Source organism: Algoriphagus sanaruensis (assembly GCF_001593605.1).
GTDB lineage: Bacteria > Bacteroidota > Bacteroidia > Cytophagales > Cyclobacteriaceae > Algoriphagus > Algoriphagus sanaruensis.
Window position 1 is genome coordinate 1,774,900 of sequence record NZ_CP012836.1, and the last position, 22,601, is coordinate 1,797,500.

A 22,601-nucleotide genomic window follows, 5' to 3' on the forward strand; every position below is an offset into this window, starting at 1 on the left:
CAATCTGAATTTTGATTTAGGCTAAATTTTATCAGAGTTGTTCAACTTTTTTTTAAAAAAATTCAATAAAAAAAATCAAAAATTAACTTTTGTTAACACAATATTATCAAAATAAAAATTTGTTAATCTTGCAATATTCCACCGAATACAATTTTTATTCTGTATTTGGTTATTTTTGAGGTATTTTAGTTGGTGAAATGGCCAAAACTTTTTGCTTCTGATTTTTGTAGTGGTCTTGAGATATTCAAGAATATGGAATATCATTGAAGTTATTAAACCAAATTTTAACCAATATGAGGAAAGTTTTACTTCTAGGACTCACGCTGGTTTTGTCAACTGTTTTCGCATTTGCACAAAATCGTGTGATCACTGGTACCGTGACATCCACTGAAGATGGACTCGGTGTTCCAGGTGCAACAGTTCTGGTTAAAGGGACTACTATTGGTACTGCCACAGACATTGATGGCCAGTATTCAATCAGCGTTCCAGCCGGAAGCAATGTGTTGGTGTTTAGCTTTGTGGGATTGGCATCCCAAGAGGTTACCATCGGCAATCAAACAACCATCAATGTTGCTTTGCAGCCTGATGTGCAGTCTCTTTCTGAATTTGTGATCACCTCTTATGGTGACCAATCCAAAAGAGAAATCACAGGTGCAATTGCGTCTGTGAAAGGGGAGGTTTTTGAAAACCTACCGATGCAATCATTTGACCGTGCGATGCAGGGTCGTATTGCAGGTGTTCAGGTAACGTCAACTACTGGTGCTCCAGGAGGTACGTTGAATGTTCGAATCCGTGGTGTCGGCTCAATCAATGCAGGTAACGATCCATTATATATTGTGGATGGTGTTCAGCTTGGAGGAGGTAATTCATTATCAGGACAAGGACCTCAAAACCCATTGGCTGCAATTAACCCTAATGACATCGAATCTATTGAGGTGTTGAAAGATGCTGCTGCAGCTTCTATCTACGGTGCTCAGGCAGCTAACGGGGTAGTTTTGATTACTACTAAAAAAGGTAAGAAAGGATCTACCCAGACTAAAGTGTCGGTTCAAGAAGGTATTGTTCAGCCTTTGAATTTGTACGAGGTAATGAATGCTACTCAAGTTGCGACTGTAAAAAGAGCAGCATTTATCAATGCTGGCCTTAATCCTGCTAACGCAGCTGCTACTTATGGTAACCCAGAAGACCCAAGCCTTAAGTCTTATGATTGGGTAGACGAACTTTACAGAAATGGTCGACTTTCAGTTTACGACTTGAGTATGTCTGGTGCTGATGAAAAGACAAGCTTCTACTTATCTGGTGCTTACACCAAGCAAGAAGGTCAGATTGTTCAATCTTCCTATGAAAGAGCGACTGGCCGTTTGAATTTGACCCACAGACCTAATAAGAAATTAACTATTGGTGCTAATCTCTCTTTGGCCTACCAAAGAACTATGGGTACTATCGCAAATGGTAACTTTGTTAACGGTCCATTCTCTGCCGGTTTCACCATGAGACCAAACGTTCCTATCTACAATGAAGATGGAACTTTCAGAGCTAACTATCCTTCTAACCACAACTTCGGATACAATATTGTTCAAGGTGTGTATGAAGAATTGAGAAGAGGTACATCTGTTCAGACAGTTTCTAACTTGCAATTGAACTACCAATTCACTCCATGGTTGAGTTGGACTTCCTATTTCGGGGTTGATTTTGCTGATAACAGAGACGAAAACAACAGACCATCAACAATTCCTGTGTTCTCATCTTATGGAGGTCAGTCTTTCTTTGCTGACAATAGAAGAAACAACTACAATACAAACCACAACTTGAATTTCAATAAGAAATTTAATGATGTTCATACCGTTTCAGGTATTGCAGGTTTCGAATACAAAGGCCTTCAGCAGGAACAAACTACCGCAACTGGTCGTGGATTCCCTGATCCTTCGTTGATCTATTTGCAAAATGCTGCTGTACCATTTGCCGTTGGAGGTTCCTTTACAGAATATAAGCGAATGGGCTTTTTCTCTCAAGCGAAATATGATTATGATGACCGTTATACGGCTGATGTAACTTTCCGTAGAGACGGTCACTCCAGATTCGGTGCTGAGAATAAGTGGGGTACCTTCGGTGCAGTTTCTGTGGGATGGAGAATCTCTTCAGAAAGCTTCATGCAAGACCTAACTTGGTTGGATAACTTGAGATTAAGAGCTTCCTATGGTATCACAGGTAACTCTGAAATCGACAACTTTGCCTCTAGAACGCTAGTTGGAAGCTCTGGCCAGTATTTAGGTTCAGGTGGTTTAGCACTTTCTCAGTTGGGTAATGACTTGTTGACTTGGGAAGAAGCTGAAACCTTCAACTTTGGATTGGATTGGACCATCTTCAATGGCCGTGTCATTGGTACAGTTGATGTTTGGAGAAAGAATTCTTCTTCACTCTTGTTCAATACTCCACTTCCATCTGATTCAGGTTTCGGTTCTATTACCAGAAACACAGGTTTGGTTCGTAACCAAGGTATTGACATCGACTTGCAGACTACCAATATCGTAGCTGGTAAATTCCAGTGGAGCACAGCCTTTAACATTACTTTCTTGGAAAACGAATTGATGGAGTTGTATGATGGTCTAGATAGAATTGGAAACACTCTTATCGTAGGTAAGCCAATTTCTTTCTGGTATACTCATAGATATCTTGGAGTTAACCCTGCAAATGGCCGTGCGATGTATGAAGATCCAACCAATGGTGGATATACTTACATTGTAGGTGACGGTACTTTACAATATATCGGAAGTGGTCTTCCTTCTAGCTACGGTGGTCTTTCCAATACCTTTAGCTATGGACCAGTTTCTTTGGATGTATTCTTCCAAGGTCAATTCGGTAACCTAGCAGGTAACCAAGATATGTTCAACTTAGAAGACTGGGGATCAACAACTGGTAACATGAGAATCAACCAATTGAACTATTGGCAGCAGCCTGGTGATATCACCACTGTAGGTAAGCCTTATGAAGGTGGACAAGCTCCAGGTACTTCTAATATCGATACCTTCTCTACTCGATTCTTGAGTGACGGTGGATATATCCGTTTGAAGCAAGTGACTTTGAACTATACCATGCCTGCTGCAGCTGCTTCAAAAATTGGTATGAAAGCAATGACTGTATTTGTACAAGGCATCAACTTGACCACATTTACCAAATACAATGGTCAGGATCCTGAAGCGGTTGGTATTGCATCAAACGTATCTATTGGACGTTTCCCAAATGCTAGACAATTCTCAGCTGGTATTAATCTAACCTTCTAATTGAGCAAAACAGCTATGAAAAATATATTTAAACTAATGATCCTAGGCGGAACACTTGCATTGGGATCTTGTAACCTGGATGTAGAGCCAAGACAAAGCTTGACGCCAGAAGCTGCACTTGCCACAGTGAATGGGTATCAATCCCTAATCTTTGCGACTTATGGTATGCCTAGAGGCTTTAACCAATATGGTCAGCAAATGATGATTGCTCCTGAAATTATGGCGGATAACCTTCGAATCATTGCCAACACAGGTAGATATATCGGACAGGAAGCAAATGCTGACCGAGCACATATCGGCCTTTGGAATACTGGTTATTGGGGAGGTATCAACAATACAAACATCATTATCGATGGTATTGGTGAGGTTGAAGGAGATGAAGCTCTTAAAAACCGAGTATTAGGTGAAGCTCATTTCTTGAGAGCGTTGTTCTACTTCGATCTTGCAAAAGTTTATGGCTATGAGCCAGGCAAGGAAGTTAATGGATTTAACAAGTCAGTAGTATTGAGAACTACTCCTACTTTGGGATTCTCTCAAGCTGATTTCAGAGCTAGATCTACGAATAGAGAAGTGTATGATCAAATCATCTCTGATCTTCAAACTTCAATCAACCTACTTCCAACTTCAGCAATCGGAACTGCTGGAGTGTACCGCGCTACTAAAGGTGCTGCTCAAGCGCTTTTGGCAAGAGTTTACTTGTATGATTCCAAGTTTGCTGAGGCAGAGGCGATGGCTTCTCAAGCTATGGCAACTGTAGGTCTTGCAGATAACGGAACTGGACTATTAACTCCTGAAAACTATGTATCTGCATTCTCTACTGCACCAAATCCTGAGTCAGTTTTCGAACTTGAAATTCGTTCTGTAGACTGGTCAACAGTAGATGGTGTTAACAACTCTGTTTGTTCCTTGTCAGCTAACGTATTCCCAAGTGCTCAGTTTATCGTGACTGCAACAAGTGAGTTGTTAGCAAGCTATGAAGAGGGTGATATCAGAAGAGCTACTTGGACTGAGACTACTCGTTCTGGTGCTTCTGGACCTGTTTACAGATCAAACAAATGGTTGGGCCATAAAGGTGATTTCTTAGAAAACCTTCCAATCATCAGAGGTGCTGAATTGTTCTTGATCAGAGCTGAGGCAAGATTCAGAACAGGTAATCTTTCAGGTTCTAGAGCTGATTTGAACGCGCTTCGTGCTAAAAGAGGTCTTGGAGCTGTTGCTGAAGACTTGGCAGGAAATGATTTGTTCGATCAAATTATGACAGAAAGAAGACAGGAATTTGCATTAGAAGGTCACAGATGGTTTGATCTGAAGAGAAATGGTATGGCGATCTCTAAATCTTCTCGATTTGAGGCTGTTCCTTACAATGACTACAGATTGCTTTCTCCGCTTCCAAATGATCAAATTCAATTGAATGAGCAATTGGAGCAAAATCCTGGTTATAACTAAAATTAAAAACGAAAATGAGAAAGTTATATATCTATTTCGCAGTTGTATTTGCCTCTTTGGCAATGACTTCTTGCTTTGATGATCCAGGAGCTGATTCTTTCATTGCACTCAATGAAGTAGAATTTGACGCAGGTAATCTACCAAACGGTCTGACTACGACGCAAACTCGTACCAGTGCAACTCAAACCAATGAAGTGCAGATTCAAGTAAACCGAGTTTCAACTTCTGCATCAGCTGCTGTTACTGTTGAAATCTCAGTTGATCCTACTTCAACTGCTGTAAGCGGTGTGCATTACAGCCTTGGTACCACTTCGGTTACAATTCCAGCAAACACTTGGACAGTAAATTTCCCAGTGACTATCCTAACTGGAAATATTGATCCATCTGAAGCGCCAGTTTTAAAACTTTTGATCAGCTCTGCTTCTGGGGCAGAAGTATCAAAAGCATACGGTGATTTGGCAATCAACATCAGAGTGGTTTGTCCATCTGCAATTTCTACTGATACAGATGTTTGGACTGCTTCTACTTCTACCATTTATGGTAACTTTACCAAAGACGTGACTTTCAAGCCACTTGGTAATGGGTTGTATGTAGTGTCTGACATTTCAGCTGGTTTATATGCCGCTTTCGGTTTTGATCAAACTCAAGAAGTAGTGTATGGTGACAATTGTGGTAAAATCACTTTCGTAAGAGAGGGTTTGAACCAATTTGCAATTTCAAATCCTGCTTCAGGCGAAACCGTTGGTGCATTCGATCCTGCTACCAATACAGTAACTATGTATTGGGCTGACGTTCCTAATGGAATCGTAAATGCTAAAACTACGTTGGTTAAAAAATAAATTGTCCAACATTTCATAAAAGGGAGGGATTTTTCCCTCCTTTTTTTTTGATTTAATTAACAAATTAAAATTTAAGTGGGTTAAAATTATTGGTTAAATTTCCATTCGATTGCCAAAAATGGACGAGGGGTATTTCACAGTAGCTATGCAAAACAGGTCATTGATAAAAATTTCTTTTGGGATTATTTTCGTTCTTGCCTTGAAATTAGAAGGAGTCTCCCAAACTAGCACCAACAACTCTAAATTACTTTGGGAAAAAGCAAAAGAAGAGTCTGAAGTAAAACTTAAGAGCCTGCTCGTCAGTTTTCAAAAACCAATTGGAATTGATTTTTCTAACTATTCTTATTTGAATCACCCTGAGGGTTTTCAATCCTCTGAGGGACTAGTTTCTAGAGTTCAATATTTGGAGCAAGATGGGACTCCAGTTTTTTATCTCCCCTCAAATGTGAATGCCGCTATTACCACTGGAGCTAATCATTTACAGCCGAATGGATCTTTGAATTTAAATCTTACTGGTAAAGGGATATTAGTCGGAATTTTTGACCAAACCAGACCTAAAAGAGATCATGTGGAATTTGGAAACCGTCTTATTCAAAAGGATGGGTCTACAGAGACAATTAGTGAACATGCCACGCACGTATCGGGCACAATCATGGCCGCTGGAATTAATGCAGGTGCCAAAGGAATGGCTTACGAAGCGAATGGCTGGGCATTTAATTGGGAATCTGACATCTCAAAAATGCTTGCTAATTCTTATGACCCCGCTGCAAATCCTGGAGGAATTTTACTGTCTAACCACTCCTATGGGATTGCTTTAGGTTGGAGACAAAATGGGAGTTCTTGGGTTTGGCAAGGGAACGCTTCAGTCGATCCTGATGAGGATTGGCGATTTGGATTTTATACTTCAAAATCCCAAGCAATCGATGAATTGGTCTATTCCCGTCCGTATTACACTGTGGTTTGGGCGGCTGGAAATGACAGAGATGATCGTGGTGATGGTACTAGAGAACCAGATGGTCCAGAAGATACCATTGGACCGGAAGGCGTTGCCAAAAATAATTTGACCATCGGGGCTGTTTCTCAAGTACTAAATTATCAAAATGCAAATTCAGTTTCAGTAAGTAGTTTTTCATCTTGGGGACCTTCTGATGATGGTAGAATCAAACCTGATTTGGTCGGTATGGGCGTAAATGTGTTTAGTACCACAATCGCATCTGGTCAGGATGGATATGCAAGTTTAAGTGGTACATCAATGGCCTCCCCAAATGTGACGGGTTCGTTGTTGCTTTTACAGCAGCTTTATGGACAGCGGAATCCAGATAAATTTATGTGGGCCTCAACCCTCAAGGCACTTGCAATTCAAACGGCAAAAGAAGCTGGACCAGCTCCAGGTCCCGATTATATGTATGGATGGGGACTATTGGATGTAAAAACTGCTGCTGAATTAATCGTGAATGAAGATGGTAGTTCCTCCATTGTTCGTGAGTTAATTTTAGCAAATGGAGAAACCTACGAATATGAATTTCTTTCGGATGGGGTTACTCCAATCAAGGCGACTATTGCATGGACTGATCCTGCTGGTACACCGCAGGCAACAGCGGTTGACCCTACTGGCTTGATGTTAGTCAATGACTTAGATCTTCGAATTTTTGACGAAGAAGGGAAAGAGTTTTTTCCTTGGACCTTAAATCCAGCTCAGGGAGCAGGAGCTCGAGGTTTACAAAATGCAGATAATTTCAGAGATAATGTCGAGCAGGTATTGATCTCTTCTACCGTTCCCAAAAAATATCGCCTGGTGATTTCTCACAAAGGCACTCTTCGAAATGGGGTTCAGCCTGTTTCTTTGATTTTTACAGCTGGGGTACAAGATGGAGCCTCCGAAACTTTGTATTGGATTGGTGGATCTACGGGAGATTGGTTTGACGGGAATAATTGGTCTACCATTAAAAATGGCCCTTCGTCAGGCAAAGTTCCTTCCGCTGATACACGGGTCGTATTTGACGGAAACACCGGAGATAACTATAATGTGACAATTTCTTCAGCAGCAGAGGTCTTCAGTTTGAATTCATTTGGCAATCAAGTGTTGAACCTAAACCTTGGACAAAATGAATTGGTAGTAACCAATAGCCTCCGCATCAACAATCAAGTCACCCAGGTTTCAAATGGATCAATTCGATTTGAGTCCAGTAGTTCAAATGAATTACTCTTGGAGTTTGGAAATACCGCTTTCAGCGAAGTTTCGATGAGTTTTAACTCAGGAAAATGGAAGGTGATTTCTGCCGAGATGCTAGATGAGGTTAATATTTTGGCGTCTTCTGTCAATTTTGATATGGACGTGCTTTCAGTTAATTCATTGGCAATTACAGATCAAGGTTCTCTTGGAGGTTCAGTTTCTCAAATTGTATTTTCAGAGAATTTCATAATCAATGGAGGTGCTGGGCTTAAGGCTGACCTTCAGTTGAAGTTTTCCGGCTCCGGACTATTCAAGAATGATTCTCAGGTGGCGGTAGATTTCCTTGAAATAAATGATGGGATACTCTCATTGGCCTCAGGAGGGGTGTCGAATCTGAAGATTCAAAAGGGAACAGGAACTGTAAACACCTCCCAAATTTCAATTGCTACTCTGGAATTAGGACCAAGTGCAATTCTGGATTTTGCACCTAGTACTAAATTGGCTTTATCAGAAAACCTGATTGTTTCTGCTACCTCAGCAGAAAAGGCAACACTCAGCGGAAGTGGTACGTTTGAGTTCGATCTTTACAAAAAGATTTGTGTACAAAATTTGGATGTAACCAATGTAAACAAGACTGGACAAGGGATAATCAATCTTGGAACAACAGCTCAGACTGGAACAAGTACGGGATGGTTGAAACAAAATTGTGACGATGTATTGTTTGCCAATTTTGAGACTTCTTTCAATTGCGTGGGAGCTGCAGTTTCGTTTGAAAATTTAAGTGAAGGAGCAATAAGTTCGTATGCTTGGAATTTTGCGGGTTTGGGAACATCCAATCTAGAAAATCCAACCTTCGTATTTTCTACTTCAGGGGAATTTGAGGTAGAATTGACAATTAGTAATTCGCAAGGTTCCACCAAATTTATCCGAACTGTTTCCATTGGAGCGAATGAGCTTGCTAAGCCTGTTATCGTAGCAAATGGCAATCAATTGACTTCCCAGCAACCCGGTCCAGCTTACCAATGGTATCTCAATGGACAGCCAATTGCAGGTGCAACAGCTAGAACATTTGTTGCTGATGGTGATGGTATCTATCAAGTAGCGCTTGTCGATGGAGCATGCAATCGGATTTCTGATCCTGTCGTTATTTCCGCGATTCCTGAATCTGACTTAAGTAAATTCGGCGTGTTTGTTGGCCCGATTCCAACTGAAGATCAACTCACGGTCCGAGTTTCCAATGAATTTGAAGGTTTTGTAATCTTCCGAATTTATGATTCATCAGGCCGTGAAATTCAAAATCGAGTGTCAGGTAAAAACAACCAAGAGATTGTGGAGGTATTTAATTTGCCTAATCAAAAAGGATTATATATTCTAAAAATTCAAACCAACGATTTAATTCTACACAAAAAAGTTATCAAATTTTAAACATGAAAAAGTACTTGTTTTTTGCAGCTATGCTGTTTTCTGGAGTTTCATTCGGTCAAATATCAAATGTCGACATGAATGGTACACCAGCTCGATTAACTACCTACAGTGAAATTGAGGGATCTCCTTATCTATTTAATGATTGGGCTAAAGCCGATATCGGTACCACAAATGCAGGATTGAAGCAGGATGTTGCCTATCGTTTTAATATTCATGACAATGAATTGGAAGTAGTAAATGAGGCTGGCAATAAAATTTATTTGAATAAAGATTATGTGGAATATGTGGTTTTGCAGCGTCCCTCGATCCTAATCGCTGAAGGTACGCCTGGACTACTTCCAAACCTTTTGTTCAAGAAAGGATTTGATTTTGTTCGGGGTATCGGACCAAAAGATTTGGTGAATGTATTGGCTGAAGGAGATTATACTTTGATCAGAAGGTTTTACTCCGATTTGGTTACTCCTCCTAAAAATAGCTACGCTCCAACACCTGGAAGAATGTTCGTTTTTGAGGAGACGTATTACTTAATCGATAAGGATGAGAATGTTACCTCTGTTAAGAATAAAACCAATACGATTCTTAAAGCACTGAAAGAAGCTGATCAGGAAAAGGCTAAATCGATTCTTAAGGAGGATAAGCTTGATTTAAGTAGAGAAGATCATTTGGTTCGGTTCTTTACCAAACTCAACGAAAAGTAATTTCAAATTAAGCCCGATTCATCGGGCTTTTTTTATGCTTTTCCAATCCGGGTGCTTTAGCTACCTTTGCGACATATTTGATTAAGAAAGATGATTCACGTTTCCCGAAAGGAACATTTCAATGCGGCTCATAAGCTTTGGAATCCCAACTGGTCTGATGAAAAAAACTTTGAGGTTTTCGGTCCTTGTGCCAATGTGAACTGGCATGGGCATAACTTTGAATTAATTGTTACTGTAAAAGGACTTCCAGATCCAGAGACAGGATTTGTGGTGGATTTAAAACAGCTGAGTACGTTAATCCGCCGTTTGGTAATCGATAAGGTGGACCATAAAAACTTGAACGTAGATGTGGATTTTATGCATGGTAAACTTGCGAGCTGCGAAATATTGGTGATGGAATTTTGGAAAATCCTAAATCCTGCAATAAAGGAGATAACTAAGTTTGGAGGATTATATAAACTTACCCTCTATGAGACTCCAAGAAATTTTGTGGAGTATTATGGAGAATAACTTAATGTTTTAAGTTTGAAAATGTAAAGTGAAAAGTAGGTCCAAAAGCCTACTTTTATTTTTAAAACAAAAGATCAACTTAATTGAATAAAGTCTACATCATTTCAGGAGAACGTTCGGGAGACCTTCATGCTTCTAATTTAGTTTTGGCATTGAAGAAACTAAATCCCAAACTTCAGTTTCGCGGAATGGGAGGGAGCTATTCTATAGATGCTGGAGTTGAATTGGCTGTGGACTATGCGGAAGTGGCCTTGATGGGATTTTTAGAAGTCGTTTTGGGCTTTCGTAAAGTTTTGAAATATCTCAACCTTGTAAAAAGAGACCTTTTAGCCTTCGATCCTGACGTCTTGATTTTGGTGGATTATGGGGGATTCAATATGAAAATTGCTGCTTTTGCAAAAGAGCAAGGAATCCCAGTACATTACTACATACCACCTAAAGTTTGGGCTTGGAATCAGAAAAGAGCTTTAAAGCTTAGCGAAATTACCGATCAGATTTATTCCATTCTTCCTTTTGAGCCTGAGTTTTTTGAGCGATTTGGGATGAAGGTGCATTATGTAGGTAACCCACTTTTGGATGAAATTCGAAAGTTTAAACCTCATGATTTTTTCTTTCAGAAAAATGAGCTCAGTTATCAGCCTATTATAGCCTTATTGCCCGGAAGCAGGAAACAAGAGATTTTGGGAATGTTGGATAAAATGGTCGATTTGGTGAAAGAGTTTCCTAATTCACAATTTGTGGTGGCGGGAGTGGATAGTCTTCCCGAGGCCATTTATAAGCCTGCAAAAGACGCTGGGATAAAGGTGGTATTTAATCAGACCTACGACTTGCTTTCCCATGCTACCGCAGCTGTTGTAACTTCAGGTACGGCTACTTTGGAGACTGCCCTATTTAGAGTTCCTCAGATTGTGGTCTATCGTACTTCTTTGATATCTTATCAGATTGCCAAAAGACTGATTCGTGTTCCTTTTATCTCCTTACCAAATTTGATTGCGGGGAAAGAAGTGGTGAAGGAGCTAATCCAGGATGATTTTTCGGTGATTCGATTAAAGAATGAACTTCACCAAATCTTTACCAACGTGGTATATAAGGGGGGGATGCTTCAGGGATATGATCTGATTCAAGAAAAAATTGGAGAAAGTTCGGCTTCAGAGACTGCCGCAAGATTGATTCTCATGAAATGAATTCAATTCACCATTAAATAAAAATGCCCCCAAAAGTCGAATTCTTTATGGGGGCATTCTATTTTTTACCTCTTTAAATCATGCGACTTGTAGCCGCTTAAATTTCGATTTATCAAATTTTGATTTGGCATAATCCTCATCGATCACTAATTCTTTGACAGAGTCGTCAGAAGGCAACTCATACATCGCATCCGTGATGATGGCTTCGCATATGGATCTAAGTCCTCGTGCTCCTAGGTTGTATTCAACTGCTTTTTCCACGATAAATTCAAGGGCACTTTCTTCAAACTTAAGGTCAACCCCTTCCATTGCCAGTAATTTGGTGTATTGTTTGACCAATGCATTTTTAGGCTCAGTGAGGATTCGCTTCAATGCGTCCTTATGAAGTGGATCCAAGTGGGTCAAAACTGGTAAGCGACCAATCAACTCCGGAATTAGTCCAAAAGCCTTCAAATCTTGGGCAGTGACATATTGGAGCAGATTTTCCCGATCCGCTGCTTGATTTGCAGCTGATTTGCTGAATCCCATCGGTTGGGTATTCAGTCGCTTTCCGATGTGTCTTGCTATCCCATCAAATGCCCCACCGCAGATAAAGAGGATATTCTCTGTATTCACGGCGATCATCTTTTGATCAGGATGCTTTCTTCCTCCTTGTGGGGGAACGTTGACTACAGTGCCTTCAAGTAGTTTGAGCATAGCCTGCTGTACGCCTTCGCCACTGACATCACGAGTGATAGACGGGTTGTCTGACTTACGGGCAATTTTATCGATCTCGTCGATATAAACTATTCCTCGCTCTGCTGCTTCCACATTGTAGTCCGCCGCTTGGAGCAATCTTGTTAAAATGCTTTCCACATCTTCTCCCACGTATCCTGCCTCAGTCAATACAGTGGCATCTGCAATGCAAAATGGAACTTCAAGAGTTTTGGCTAAGGTTTTTGCCAGGTAAGTTTTACCCGTGCCGGTATCTCCAACCATGATGATATTTGATTTTTCAATCTTTATTTCATCATGATCTTCTTTTTGTTGAAGGCGCTTGTAGTGGTTATATACAGCAACAGTTAAAACCTTTTTTGCTTCTTCTTGGCCAATAACATATTGGTCAAGGTAAGCAGTTAGCTCCTTTGGTTTTTTAAGCTTAAACTTTGGTTTGGAAGTGGACTTTTTAGTTTTTTCCTCTTCTCCCAAAATTAAATGCGCTTGATCAATGCAGAAGTTGCAGATATGGGCAGAAATACCCGATACCATGAGATCAACGTCTTTTTTATTTCTGCCGCAAAAGGAGCAAGTTACTTGAGCCATTACCTAGGTTTTTTTACTAATACTTCATCGATGAGGCCATATTCTTTTGCCTCCAAAGCCTTCAACCAATAATCACGGTCAGAATCACGTTCGATTTCTTCAAATGTTTTTCCTGTGTGATTGGCCAAGATTTGATATAATTCTTCTCTCATCGAGAGGATCAATTTTAAGGAAATTTCCATGTCTCTGGATTGACCTTGCATTCCTCCTGATGGCTGGTGGATCATTACTCTTGAATGTTGTAAGGCAGAACGTTTTCCTGCTGCGCCGCCAGCTAATAAAACAGCTCCCATAGAAGCAGCAATTCCTGTACAAATAGTAGCTACATCAGGACCAATGTATTGCATGGTGTCGTAAATGCCAAGTCCAGCTGTAACGGATCCACCTGGGCTATTTACATATAGCAATACATCTTTCTTGGAATCTACTGATTCAAGAAATAGGAGTTGAGCGACAATGATATTTGCGATGTGGTCGTCGATTCCAGTTCCCAAAAAGATGATTCTATCCATGATTAATCTGGAGAAAACATCAATTTCTCTGAAGTTTTGAGGTCTTTCCTCGATGACCGAACGGGTCATGTTTTCAATATGGGTGGTATATTGATCGAATGCTGTCCCGCTTACGCCTTGATTGTGAATGGCGTACTTTCTAAATTCTTCTTTGTTGATCATTGTTGAGTTTGTTGTGGTGAACAAAAATAAAAAAGTCCTTTAAAAAAGGACTTTTCAATATAAACTCTAAAATCGAATTACTTCTCCAAAAGTTCCTTGAATTCGTCGATCGTGATAGTCTTTTCGACTAGATCGATTTTCTCTTGAACCAATGAAAGGACTTTATCATTTTGAACAGAGGTAAGCATATTCATGTAATTCTGTCCTTCATTTCCTTTTAGGTAATTGTCTACAAAAAGATCCATGCTGGCTTCTAATTGTGCACCAAGTCCAGATGATGCAAATTGCTCCCGGATCATTTCCTTGGTTTTTTCAATTACATCCTCATGCTCTGCCTGAACTCCATGCTCTTTAGCGATCTGGTTTGAAATCAAGGACCAAGTCAACTGCTTAGCATAAATTGGATATTCATTTTCAACATCCGCTTCAGTTACTTTTCCTTCATTTGCTCTTAATAACCATTCTTTCAAGAAGTCATCCGGAAGAGAAATTGCAACCTTTTCAACCAAAACCTTCTTCAATTCTTCTTCAGTGAATACCTTAGATTCACGATCATAAGAGCCCTGAAGTGTTTCTTTTACTTTGGCAATAAATTCTTCTTCAGTTTTTACTTGATCAGGCCCAAAGATTTTGTCAAAGAATTCCTGATTTAGTTCAGCTGATGTTGTACGATTTATGTTTTGAACGGTAAAAGTAAATGAGCCTTTTGCGTCTGCAAAATCTACCTCATTCAAACCAAAAGCGGCAGTCCACTCGTCTTTCTTGACTTCCTTGCCCTCAAATTCAACGATAGCGTCTTTGCTAATACCGGTAAATTTACCCGCTAATTTTTTAGAAATTTTTGAAGTGTCAAGGGAAACGGTTTTAGTAAATTCTCCCTCTTTAGCTGCTAAATCACCGTAAATGAAGTCTCCAACCTCAGAGGTTTCAGGGTTAGAATTCTCTCCATATTGAGACTTTAAATTATCGAGAGTTTCGTTTACTAATTTATCATCTACCGATATGGAGTATTTTTTTCCTTTGATAGATTGATCTAGTGCCAGGGAAATATTTTCAACGAAACCGATTTTGTATTCGAATTCAAATTCTTTTTGAGTTTTCCAATCAATTGAATTGTCCTCTAATTCCACTGGAAGTGGTTCGCCAAGAATTTTAAAAGTTTGTTCCTTGATGTAGCTGTTTAGAGACTCACCTAAAATTTGGTTGATCTCGTCAACAAGAACGGATGTTCCGTACATGTTTTTAACCATGGAAAATGGCGCCTTGCCAGGTCTAAAACCTCGAATAACTGCTTTTTTGGCGTAGTCCTTAAGTTTGGCATCAACCTTAGGTTGATAATCTGCTTCGTTTAGCTTAATTTTAATTGAAGCTTGATTTGCTGCGTGCTTGTCTAATGTGATTTCCAAGGTATTTCGAATTAAACAGATGATGTTGAACTAAAAACCCCCAATCCCTTTCCTGTTAATTAAAACAGTTGAGTGATTGAGGGCTTGTGCTGTGCGGATAGAGGGACTCGAACCCCCATGCCTCGCGGCGCTAGATCCTAAGTCTAGTGCGTCTACCAATTTCGCCACATCCGCATTATATTGAATCAAGCAAGAAAAACACCTTTTGTGACTTCGTTTCCTGATTGTGGATGCAAAGGTAAGTACATAATTTGATTTTTTGCAATGGCTTAAAAAAAATATTTCTAAAAAAGTGGATTGATTAATTCACTGTCCCAATTTTGAAAAAATAATTACCCATGATCCACGTGGATTTAGAATTAGAGCGTAAAGAAATCTTAAAAAGATACCGGAAGTTGCTGCGGCATGCCAAACCCATTCTCAAACCTGGAGATACAAAGCTGATAAAAAAGGCTTTTAACATTTCCCTTGAAGCTCATAAAGACATGAGAAGAAAATCAGGGGAACCTTACATCTACCACCCTCTTGAGGTTGCCTTGGTTTGTGTGGAGGAGATTGGATTAGGGACTACTTCGATTATTGCTGCCTTGCTTCATGATGTGGTTGAAGACACAGATCTTGAACTGGAGGATATTGAACGCGAATTCGGCAACAAAGTCATGACCATTATTGATGGATTGACGAAGATTTCGGGTGTTTTTGAATATGGAAGTTCGCAACAGGCGGAGAACTTCCGAAAAATGCTTCTCACGCTTTCGGAGGATGTTCGGGTTATTCTAATCAAGCTTGCAGACCGATTAAATAATATGCGTACCCTTGGGAGCATGCCTCGTCATAAGCAACTAAAGATTGCTTCTGAGACCATGTATTTATATGCCCCACTAGCGCATAGGCTAGGTCTTTACGCGATTAAGTCAGAGTTGGAAGATCTCTATTTGAAATATACTGATACAGAAACGTACAAGGATATTGTTAAAAAGATCAACGAGTCGAAATCCTATCGAAATAAGTTTATCAAGAGTTTTATCCTTCCAATCGAAGATGAATTAACAAAGCAAGGGTTCAAATTTGTTATCAAAGGAAGGCCCAAAAGCGTCCATTCTATTTATAACAAAATGAAAAAGCAAGGGATACCTTTCGAAGAAGTGTATGACCTCTTTGCCATTCGGATCATTTTGGAAAGTGAACTAGAGGATGAAAAGGCTGACTGTTGGCAAGTATACTCGATTGTTACTGATTTTTATCGGCCTAACCCTGATCGACTCAGAGATTGGATTAGTACTCCAAGATCTAACGGTTATGAATCCTTGCATACCACTGTGATGAGCAATACTGGTCAATGGGTGGAGGTACAGATTAGGACGAATAGGATGGATGAAATCGCAGAGCGAGGATATGCAGCTCATTGGAAATACAAAGAGAAAGATGCTTCTGGAAGGACAAATTCAGGTTTGGATGAATGGATTAGCCAAGTACGAAGTTTGCTAGAATCCAACGATGGAAACGCAATCGAATTCATGGATGATTTTCGAGGAAATCTTTTCCATGATGAAGTGTTTGTGTTTACTCCCAAGGGGGATCTTAAAGTATTGCCTCACGAAGCATCAGCACTGGATTTTGCATTCGAAATTCATACCGAAATCGGAGCAAAATGCATCGGGGCAAAAGTGAATCAAAAATTGGTTCCGATTACTTACAAATTAAAGAATGGTGATCAGGTTGAAATTCTAACCTCCAATAAACAGAAGCCAACAGAGGATTGGTTAAATCATGTTGTCACCTCCCGGGCTAAAGCAAAAATCAAAGAATCCCTAAGGGAAGAGAAAAAATCAGCGATCATTGATGGGAAGGAAATTGCTCAGCGAAAACTTAAATCACTCAAAATCGACTTCACATCTGAGGTAGTAGATCAGCTGCGTGCTTTTTTTGATTTGAAAACCGCAAATGAATTCTATTATCGGCTTGGAAAGGGAATTATTGATCCAAGTTCTATTAAATCTTTCAAAGAATTTAAAGAACAGCAAAAGCAAAAAGCTAAGGTCACTGATCGAGTAAAGGATGAATCATCATTTACCAAAGAAATCAAGAGTTTAAAAGGCCAGGATCATGATCAGCTCCTAATCGGTGAGGACATGGATGTGGTGGATTATATTCTTGCTAAATGCTGCAATCCCATTCCAGGTGATGATGTCTTTGGTTTTGTGACTATCAATGAAGGGATTAAAATTCATCGAACGTCCTGTCCGAATGCTGTCGAACTATTGTCCAATCACGGGAATAGAGTAATAAAAGCAAGATGGACCAGTCAAAAAGAAATTGCATTCCTGGCAGGTCTACGCATCGTAGGAACAGACCGAGTGGGCCTAATTAATGATCTGACTAAGGTGATTTCCAATGAATTGAAAGTGAATATGCGCTCGATCACCGTAGATTCAGATGCAGGAATTTTTGATGGCACCATTAAACTCTATGTGCACAGTACTGAACATTTGGATCATTTAATCAAAAACCTGCAACAGGTAGAAGGAGTCATTAAAGTAACAAGGTTTGATTAGTGGTTGAATTATTTCTTGCAACCCTTAGTTATATTTGAAAAAAAACGAAGAGAATGGCTTTGAATACCACCCATTTTGAGGAAGTCAAGAAAATTTTCACAGCATATCTCGAGAATCAAAAGCTTAGGAAAACCCCTGAACGATATGCAATTCTTGAGGAGATATATAGCAGGTCCGGTCACTTTGATGTGGAAGGGCTGTATATCAGCATGAAAAATAAAAACTATCGAGTCAGTAGGGCCACTGTTTATAATACCTTAGATCTTCTGGTGGAATGTGATTTAGTGACCAAACATCAGTTTGGAAAAAACTTGGCACAATTTGAAAAATCCTATGGGTATAAACAGCACGATCATCTGATTTGCGTGGACTGCAACCAAGTGATGGAATTTTGCGATCCACGTATCCAAAATATTCAAAATACCGTAGGTGAAATTCTAAACTTTCGAGTGTTGCATCATTCCCTAATTCTCTATGGGAATTGCCAGAAAGAAAATTGTCAAAATAAACCTGAAAATAAATGAAGCTAACCTACACCCAAAAAAGAGATCAGCAATCCCACTATTTACATCTTTCTGGTGATTTGATTGGTGATGAAGTAGGTCCTAAATTGGTTGAGATTGTATCAGATGCCATTTTGGATGGGGTGAGAACTTTCGTGGTAGATCTCAGTGAGGTGCGATATATAAGTTCCAGCGGAATTGGATTATTGATTACCATGCTAACCAAAATGCGGAATGTAGGTGGGGAGGTTTACTTGACATCGCCTTCGGAGCATGTGAAAAAATTGCTCATTATTACTAAACTGAATAATATCTTCACGGTCTATGATTCCGTGGAGGATTTTAAAACAGGAAAATAGCACGAGCCCTTGAAAAAGGGCTTTTTGTTTTTTGTGGCCTGCTTTGAATAATAAATAAACTTATTCCCTTGGTTTTCTTTGCCCTTATCGCAAATTTCGCCCTTTAAAAACTCTTTAGTAAGCTTAGAACCCACATCAAATGAAGATGGATGTATTGCTGGGTCTCCAATGGGGAGATGAAGGAAAAGGTAAAATTGTCGATGTGTTAGCTCCTCAATATGAGGTAGTTGCTCGATTTCAAGGTGGTCCAAATGCTGGGCATACGTTGGAGTTTGACGGAATTAAGCACGTATTGCACCAAATACCTTCGGGGATTTTTAGACCTCAGATCCTAAATATTATCGGAAATGGAGTAGTCCTTGATCCAATTATTTTAAAGAAAGAAATTGAGGGTTTGGGCAAGTTCTCGATTGACTACCAGAAAAACCTGGTCATTTCTAAAAAGGCGACAATCATTGTTCCTACTCATAAGCTGTTAGATGCAGCATATGAGCAATCTAAAGGAGATAAAAAGATCGGCTCAACATTGAAGGGGATTGGACCGACCTATCAAGATAAAATTGGTAGATCGGCACTAAGAATTGGTGATATTTTGAGTCCAGATTTCAAAGAGAAGTATGATGGACTTTTGGAAAAACATAAAACCACGCTTTCTTTTTATCAATATCCATTGGATAAATTAGAAGAAATGGAGGCTCAGTTTTTTGAGGCCATTGAGTTTGTTAAAACTCTGAATCTGATCGATAGTGAATATGTGGTGAATGATGCCTTGGCAAGCAATAAAAAGATTCTTGCCGAAGGGGCACAGGGTTCTCTTTTGGATGTGGATTTTGGAAGTTACCCTTTTGTGACAAGTTCAAATACAATGACCGCCGGTGCTTGTACAGGTTTGGGAGTCGCTCCATCACGAATTGGTGAGGTATTTGGGATTTTCAAAGCGTATTGTACGAGAGTTGGAAGCGGTCCTTTCCCAACCGAATTGTTTGACCAGACTGGTGAAGCAATGCGAAAAGAAGGAAATGAATTTGGAAGTACAACAGGAAGACCTAGACGATGTGGCTGGTTAGATTTGCCAGCTTTGAAATATTCCATCATGATCAATGGTGTCACTCAGCTTTACATGATGAAGGCTGATGTGCTCAACATCTTCGAGGAGATTTTGGTTTGTACACACTATCAACTTCCAAGTGGGGAATTGATTGATCGATTAAGCTTCGAAATTACTGATATGGACGTTAAGCCTGTTTATAAGACCATGAAAGGATGGAATTGTTCATTAGCTGAAGTTCGAACTTATGAGGACTTCCCAGCTGAGCTAAAGGCGTATGTTTCCTATCTTGAAGGAGAATTAAATGTACCAATAAAGCTAGTTTCTGTAGGGCCTGACCGAGTTCAGACCATATTGAGATAATTGAATTTCATAGCGAATAAGAAGCCTCTGCTGTAATAAGTTAGAGGCTTTTTGCTTTTTATCCGGTTGTTCCCTTAATTTTCAACTGAAAATATCTATTGGGAAATGATTCGATTTTGGTTTTGGTTGTCGGTATTGTGCTGTGGATTGTTTTTTGAATCACCTGCTCAGATTGGATTTCCATATTGCGAAACATTTCAAACTCCAAATACTTTAAGCGAAACTATTTTTGGTGGAAATGCCAGACTGCTTAATGGGGTACTTCAGCTTACTTCTAATCAAAATGACCAAAGAGGTTATGTATATATTAATGTTCCTTTTCCATCGACTTATGGATTGAAAGTGGAGTTTGAATATTTTAGTTATGGTGGCACAAGTCCTCAACCAGGGGATGGTGTTTCAATGTTTTTATTCGATGGAGATGCTCCAAGTTTTACACCTGGGGGTTTTGGGGGTTCATTGGGATATGGTCCAAGAAATAACGAATCAGGGTTGTCTAATGCATATTTGGGGATTGGTTTCGATGAATTCGGGAATTTTGGAACAACCCATGGAGGTATGGTGGGGAGCTTTTCATCTTTAGATGAATTTGGAAGAGCGCCAAATTCCATTGTTATCCGGGGCCCTGGAAATGGGTATTCTGGATATCAATTTGTGGTTGGAAGAAAAACCATGGAAGTCGGAACTGATAAGGATGGATTGAATCCAGGGGCTCAATTTCCGATTAGTTCTGGTGGTTCTGGAACTTCTCGCGTTACTGATCCTATGAAGCCTGGGTACCGCCGAGTCAATTTAGAATTAACGCCTAATCCAAATGGAGTTGGATTTTTTTTGACACTCACGATGCTCGTTACAACAGAGCCGAATTTACCTCGTCAGGTAACTATTTTTGATCGACCCTATGATTTTATTCCACCAAAAAATCTGAAAATTGGATTTGCGGCATCTACTGGTGGTGCGAATAATTTTCATGAAATAAGAAATGTAAAGGTTGAGGTTTCGGCAGACGATGCTTTAATTAATCCAACTGGAGTAGATATTAATGATTATTCTTCCTGTGCAGGTCAGGAAAATAGGTTTGTGATTGAGGATCAAATGGTCTTGCTCCCCAATGAAAACAGCACTATCCGTTGTCTTCAATTTTTTAGATCCAAAGAGGATATTACCAAAAATGAAGGAGATATCTGTAATCAAGCAAGATGTCTGGAGGCAAATAGGTTTTTGGTGATACCTGAAGGAGTTTTTCAGGCGAGTGACAATGCAGGAGGATTTACCTTTACCCCAAACGAGGACTACATAGGTAAACAGGTAACCGTATATTACACGATAACGGATAGTTATGGTAAAACTTCAGACGGGAATCCGATTACTTTAGATATTAAAGAGTCACCAGATCCGGTTTCCTTACTGAAGGAGGGAGAAAGTATAACAAGGAATCAAATTGAATTTTGTGGAGATGAGCCGATTATACTGGAAGCAAAAGGAGGGGAGGTTTATTCTTCGTATGATTGGGTAAAAGATGGAGAAGTGATTATTTCTGGATCCTTAGATTCAAAAATTCTTATCCTAGAGCCAGGGTTTTACCAAGTATTGGGTTACAATCTAAAAGGCTGTCCTGCGTATTCCAATGAAGTCGAAGTTCTAGAACAAGAGATTCCAAGGTTGATTTCTGATCTGCCAGTGGTGGGCTGTCAACCGACGGAGTCCGTTGATGTCACAACCATAATTGAAGGGTTTGATTTGAATGTGTACGATTATGAATTGGAATTAGAGGAGCGAATTTTCAGAAATGAAGAGTTGAAATCGATTACTGCTTCAGGTGAATATTTATTAAGAAGAAAAGCAAAGCAATTTGAATGCTACTCTGAGCCCAATTTATTGAAGGTAATTATTCAAGATAATCCTATAATTCCAGATTTTGAATTTGTGGTCCAAGGGACGGTTATTTCAGATGATGCTTCAGGAGGCATATTTCCAGACGATCCAATTGCATTTACTGATAAGTCTGATCCGAGGACTGTGAAATGGGATTGGGATTTTGGAGACGGAAAAACCTCAACAGAACAAAATCCAGTTCATGTCTTTGGAAAGAAAGGCCAGTTTCAGGTTTCACTAAAAATCACAGATGAACTTGGTTGTAAAACCTTCTTTTCTAAGGTAGTCTCTATCACGAAAAGTTTTAGAATAATGGTGCCTACTGGCTTTACACCCACTCAGCCTGATAATAAAACCTTTTTACCTAAATGGAAAGGTTTAGCTAAAATCGACATGACTATTTATAATCTTTGGGGAGAATTAATTTTTAAGACTACCGATTTAGAGACTCCTGGGTGGGATGGGAGTTTGCAAGGCAAGTTACTCGAGCCGGGAATTTTTGTATTTCAATTAAAAGGAGTTTCGATCGACGGAGAGAATGTGGTCGAAAGCGGAAAATTTCGGCTAATTCGATGAGAAAAATTCTTTACACATTCTGTTTGTTGGTCATAAATCTATCCAAGCTTTTGGGTCAGGACATCCAGTACAGTCAATATTATGCAAATCCTATTTACCTAAATCCAGGTTTGACTGGGAGTACAGGTATGAATCGATTTGGGTTTAATTTTAGAAATCAATGGCCAGGGCTGGATCAAACTTTTGTGGCCTATTCGGGCTATTATGATTTTTATGTTCCTGAAATAAACTCCAGTATAGGAATTATTATTCATGGGGCGCAGGAGTCATTTACAAATACCGCAATTAATGACCTCGGTCTTGTTTATGCCTACCGTCTTAAAATAGATGAGAATCAGTTTCTCCAATTTGGGATACAGGGAAGCTTCATTTCAAGAGATGCTA

At 39.6% G+C, this 22,601-nt stretch carries 16 protein-coding genes and 1 tRNA gene (1 of these 17 running past the window's edge); 13 read left to right on the plus strand and 4 right to left on the minus strand.

Annotation, left to right across the window (positions count from 1 at the left end):
- Window positions 1-293: 293 nt before the first annotated feature.
- From AO498_RS07930 to lpxB, 7 genes are all read left to right on the plus strand, one after another.
- Window positions 294-3,281: a SusC/RagA family TonB-linked outer membrane protein gene (locus tag AO498_RS07930; RefSeq protein WP_067545711.1), complete on the plus strand. Its 2,988-nt coding sequence runs from the start codon at window positions 294-296 to the stop codon at window positions 3,279-3,281.
- A gap of 15 nt (window positions 3,282-3,296) precedes the next feature.
- Complete coding sequence (locus AO498_RS07935) at window positions 3,297-4,727, plus strand: RagB/SusD family nutrient uptake outer membrane protein (RefSeq protein WP_067545714.1); 1,431 nt, start codon at window positions 3,297-3,299, stop codon at window positions 4,725-4,727.
- A gap of 14 nt (window positions 4,728-4,741) precedes the next feature.
- Window positions 4,742-5,566, plus strand: coding sequence for a DUF4843 domain-containing protein (locus AO498_RS07940; protein WP_148660202.1), 825 nt, complete (start codon window positions 4,742-4,744; stop codon window positions 5,564-5,566).
- 118 nt (window positions 5,567-5,684) lie between these two features.
- Entirely contained in the window at window positions 5,685-9,164 is a 3,480-nt protein-coding gene (locus AO498_RS07945) for a S8 family serine peptidase (protein ID WP_067545720.1), read from the plus strand.
- Window positions 9,165-9,166: 2 nt separating this feature from the next.
- A complete protein-coding gene (locus AO498_RS07950; protein WP_067545723.1) occupies window positions 9,167-9,862 on the plus strand; it encodes a hypothetical protein in 696 nt (231 codons plus the stop codon).
- Between the two features lie 90 nt (window positions 9,863-9,952).
- Window positions 9,953-10,372 (plus strand): 6-pyruvoyl trahydropterin synthase family protein, encoded by a 420-nt coding sequence (locus AO498_RS07955; RefSeq protein ID WP_067545726.1) that lies wholly within the window; start codon window positions 9,953-9,955, stop codon window positions 10,370-10,372.
- A gap of 83 nt (window positions 10,373-10,455) precedes the next feature.
- Window positions 10,456-11,556, plus strand: coding sequence for a lipid-A-disaccharide synthase (gene lpxB, locus AO498_RS07960; protein ID WP_067545729.1), 1,101 nt, complete (start codon window positions 10,456-10,458; stop codon window positions 11,554-11,556).
- 78 nt (window positions 11,557-11,634) lie between these two features.
- Here the strand turns inward: lpxB and clpX are convergent, their stop codons facing one another.
- The 4 genes from clpX to AO498_RS07980 form a co-directional block, all read right to left on the minus strand.
- Entirely contained in the window at window positions 11,635-12,858 is a 1,224-nt protein-coding gene (clpX, locus tag AO498_RS07965) for an ATP-dependent Clp protease ATP-binding subunit ClpX (protein ID WP_067545732.1), read from the minus strand.
- Entirely contained in the window at window positions 12,858-13,532 is a 675-nt protein-coding gene (locus AO498_RS07970; RefSeq protein ID WP_067545736.1) for a ClpP family protease, read from the minus strand. Before AO498_RS07970 ends, clpX begins: the two co-directional genes overlap by 1 nt.
- 77 nt (window positions 13,533-13,609) lie before the next feature.
- Complete coding sequence (gene tig, locus AO498_RS07975) at window positions 13,610-14,938, minus strand: trigger factor (protein ID WP_067545739.1); 1,329 nt, start codon at window positions 14,936-14,938, stop codon at window positions 13,610-13,612.
- A 92-nt stretch (window positions 14,939-15,030) separates the two neighbouring features.
- Window positions 15,031-15,112, minus strand: a tRNA-Leu gene (locus AO498_RS07980).
- Window positions 15,113-15,276: 164 nt separating this feature from the next.
- Between AO498_RS07980 and AO498_RS07985 the strand changes: the two genes are divergently transcribed.
- From AO498_RS07985 to AO498_RS08010, 6 genes are all read left to right on the plus strand, one after another.
- Window positions 15,277-17,493, plus strand: a complete 2,217-nt coding sequence (locus AO498_RS07985; RefSeq protein ID WP_067545742.1) for a RelA/SpoT family protein — start codon at window positions 15,277-15,279, stop codon at window positions 17,491-17,493.
- 53 nt (window positions 17,494-17,546) lie between these two features.
- Window positions 17,547-18,017: a Fur family transcriptional regulator gene (locus AO498_RS07990; RefSeq protein WP_067545745.1), complete on the plus strand. Its 471-nt coding sequence runs from the start codon at window positions 17,547-17,549 to the stop codon at window positions 18,015-18,017.
- Window positions 18,014-18,355 (plus strand): STAS domain-containing protein, encoded by a 342-nt coding sequence (locus AO498_RS07995; protein WP_067545748.1) that lies wholly within the window; start codon window positions 18,014-18,016, stop codon window positions 18,353-18,355. The genes AO498_RS07990 and AO498_RS07995 overlap by 4 nt, the downstream gene beginning before the upstream one ends.
- 139 nt (window positions 18,356-18,494) lie before the next feature.
- Window positions 18,495-19,766 carry an adenylosuccinate synthase gene (locus AO498_RS08000; protein ID WP_067545751.1) on the plus strand — a complete coding sequence of 424 codons (1,272 nt, stop codon included), beginning with the start codon at window positions 18,495-18,497 and terminating at the stop codon, window positions 19,764-19,766.
- 105 nt (window positions 19,767-19,871) lie between these two features.
- The gene (locus AO498_RS08005) at window positions 19,872-22,217 is read left to right on the plus strand and encodes a PKD domain-containing protein (RefSeq protein ID WP_067545754.1); all 2,346 of its coding nucleotides are present in this window, start codon (window positions 19,872-19,874) and stop codon (window positions 22,215-22,217) included.
- Window positions 22,214-22,601: the beginning of a PorP/SprF family type IX secretion system membrane protein gene (locus AO498_RS08010; protein ID WP_067545757.1), read on the plus strand. 635 nt of this gene lie beyond the right edge of the window; only the first 388 of its 1,023 coding nucleotides appear in the window; it begins with the start codon at window positions 22,214-22,216; its stop codon lies beyond the right edge, outside the window. Before AO498_RS08005 ends, AO498_RS08010 begins: the two co-directional genes overlap by 4 nt.

Excerpts from the sequence above, each read along its gene's own strand:
- AO498_RS07930 (WP_067545711.1), top strand. The coding sequence starts at position 294 with ATGAGGAAAGTTTTACTTCTAGGACTCACGCTGGTTTTGTCAACTGTT.
- AO498_RS07935 (WP_067545714.1), top strand. The coding sequence starts at position 3,297 with ATGAAAAATATATTTAAACTAATGATCCTAGGCGGAACACTTGCATTG.
- AO498_RS07940 (WP_148660202.1), top strand. The coding sequence starts at position 4,742 with ATGAGAAAGTTATATATCTATTTCGCAGTTGTATTTGCCTCTTTGGCA.
- AO498_RS07945 (WP_067545720.1), top strand. The coding sequence starts at position 5,685 with ATGGACGAGGGGTATTTCACAGTAGCTATGCAAAACAGGTCATTGATA.
- AO498_RS07950 (WP_067545723.1), top strand. The coding sequence starts at position 9,167 with ATGAAAAAGTACTTGTTTTTTGCAGCTATGCTGTTTTCTGGAGTTTCA.
- AO498_RS07955 (WP_067545726.1), top strand. The coding sequence starts at position 9,953 with ATGATTCACGTTTCCCGAAAGGAACATTTCAATGCGGCTCATAAGCTT.
- clpX (WP_067545732.1), bottom strand. The coding sequence starts at position 12,858 with ATGGCTCAAGTAACTTGCTCCTTTTGCGGCAGAAATAAAAAAGACGTT.
- AO498_RS07970 (WP_067545736.1), bottom strand. The coding sequence starts at position 13,532 with ATGATCAACAAAGAAGAATTTAGAAAGTACGCCATTCACAATCAAGGC.
- AO498_RS07985 (WP_067545742.1), top strand. The coding sequence starts at position 15,277 with ATGATCCACGTGGATTTAGAATTAGAGCGTAAAGAAATCTTAAAAAGA.
- AO498_RS07990 (WP_067545745.1), top strand. The coding sequence starts at position 17,547 with ATGGCTTTGAATACCACCCATTTTGAGGAAGTCAAGAAAATTTTCACA.
- AO498_RS07995 (WP_067545748.1), top strand. The coding sequence starts at position 18,014 with ATGAAGCTAACCTACACCCAAAAAAGAGATCAGCAATCCCACTATTTA.
- AO498_RS08000 (WP_067545751.1), top strand. The coding sequence starts at position 18,495 with ATGAAGATGGATGTATTGCTGGGTCTCCAATGGGGAGATGAAGGAAAA.
- AO498_RS08005 (WP_067545754.1), top strand. The coding sequence starts at position 19,872 with ATGATTCGATTTTGGTTTTGGTTGTCGGTATTGTGCTGTGGATTGTTT.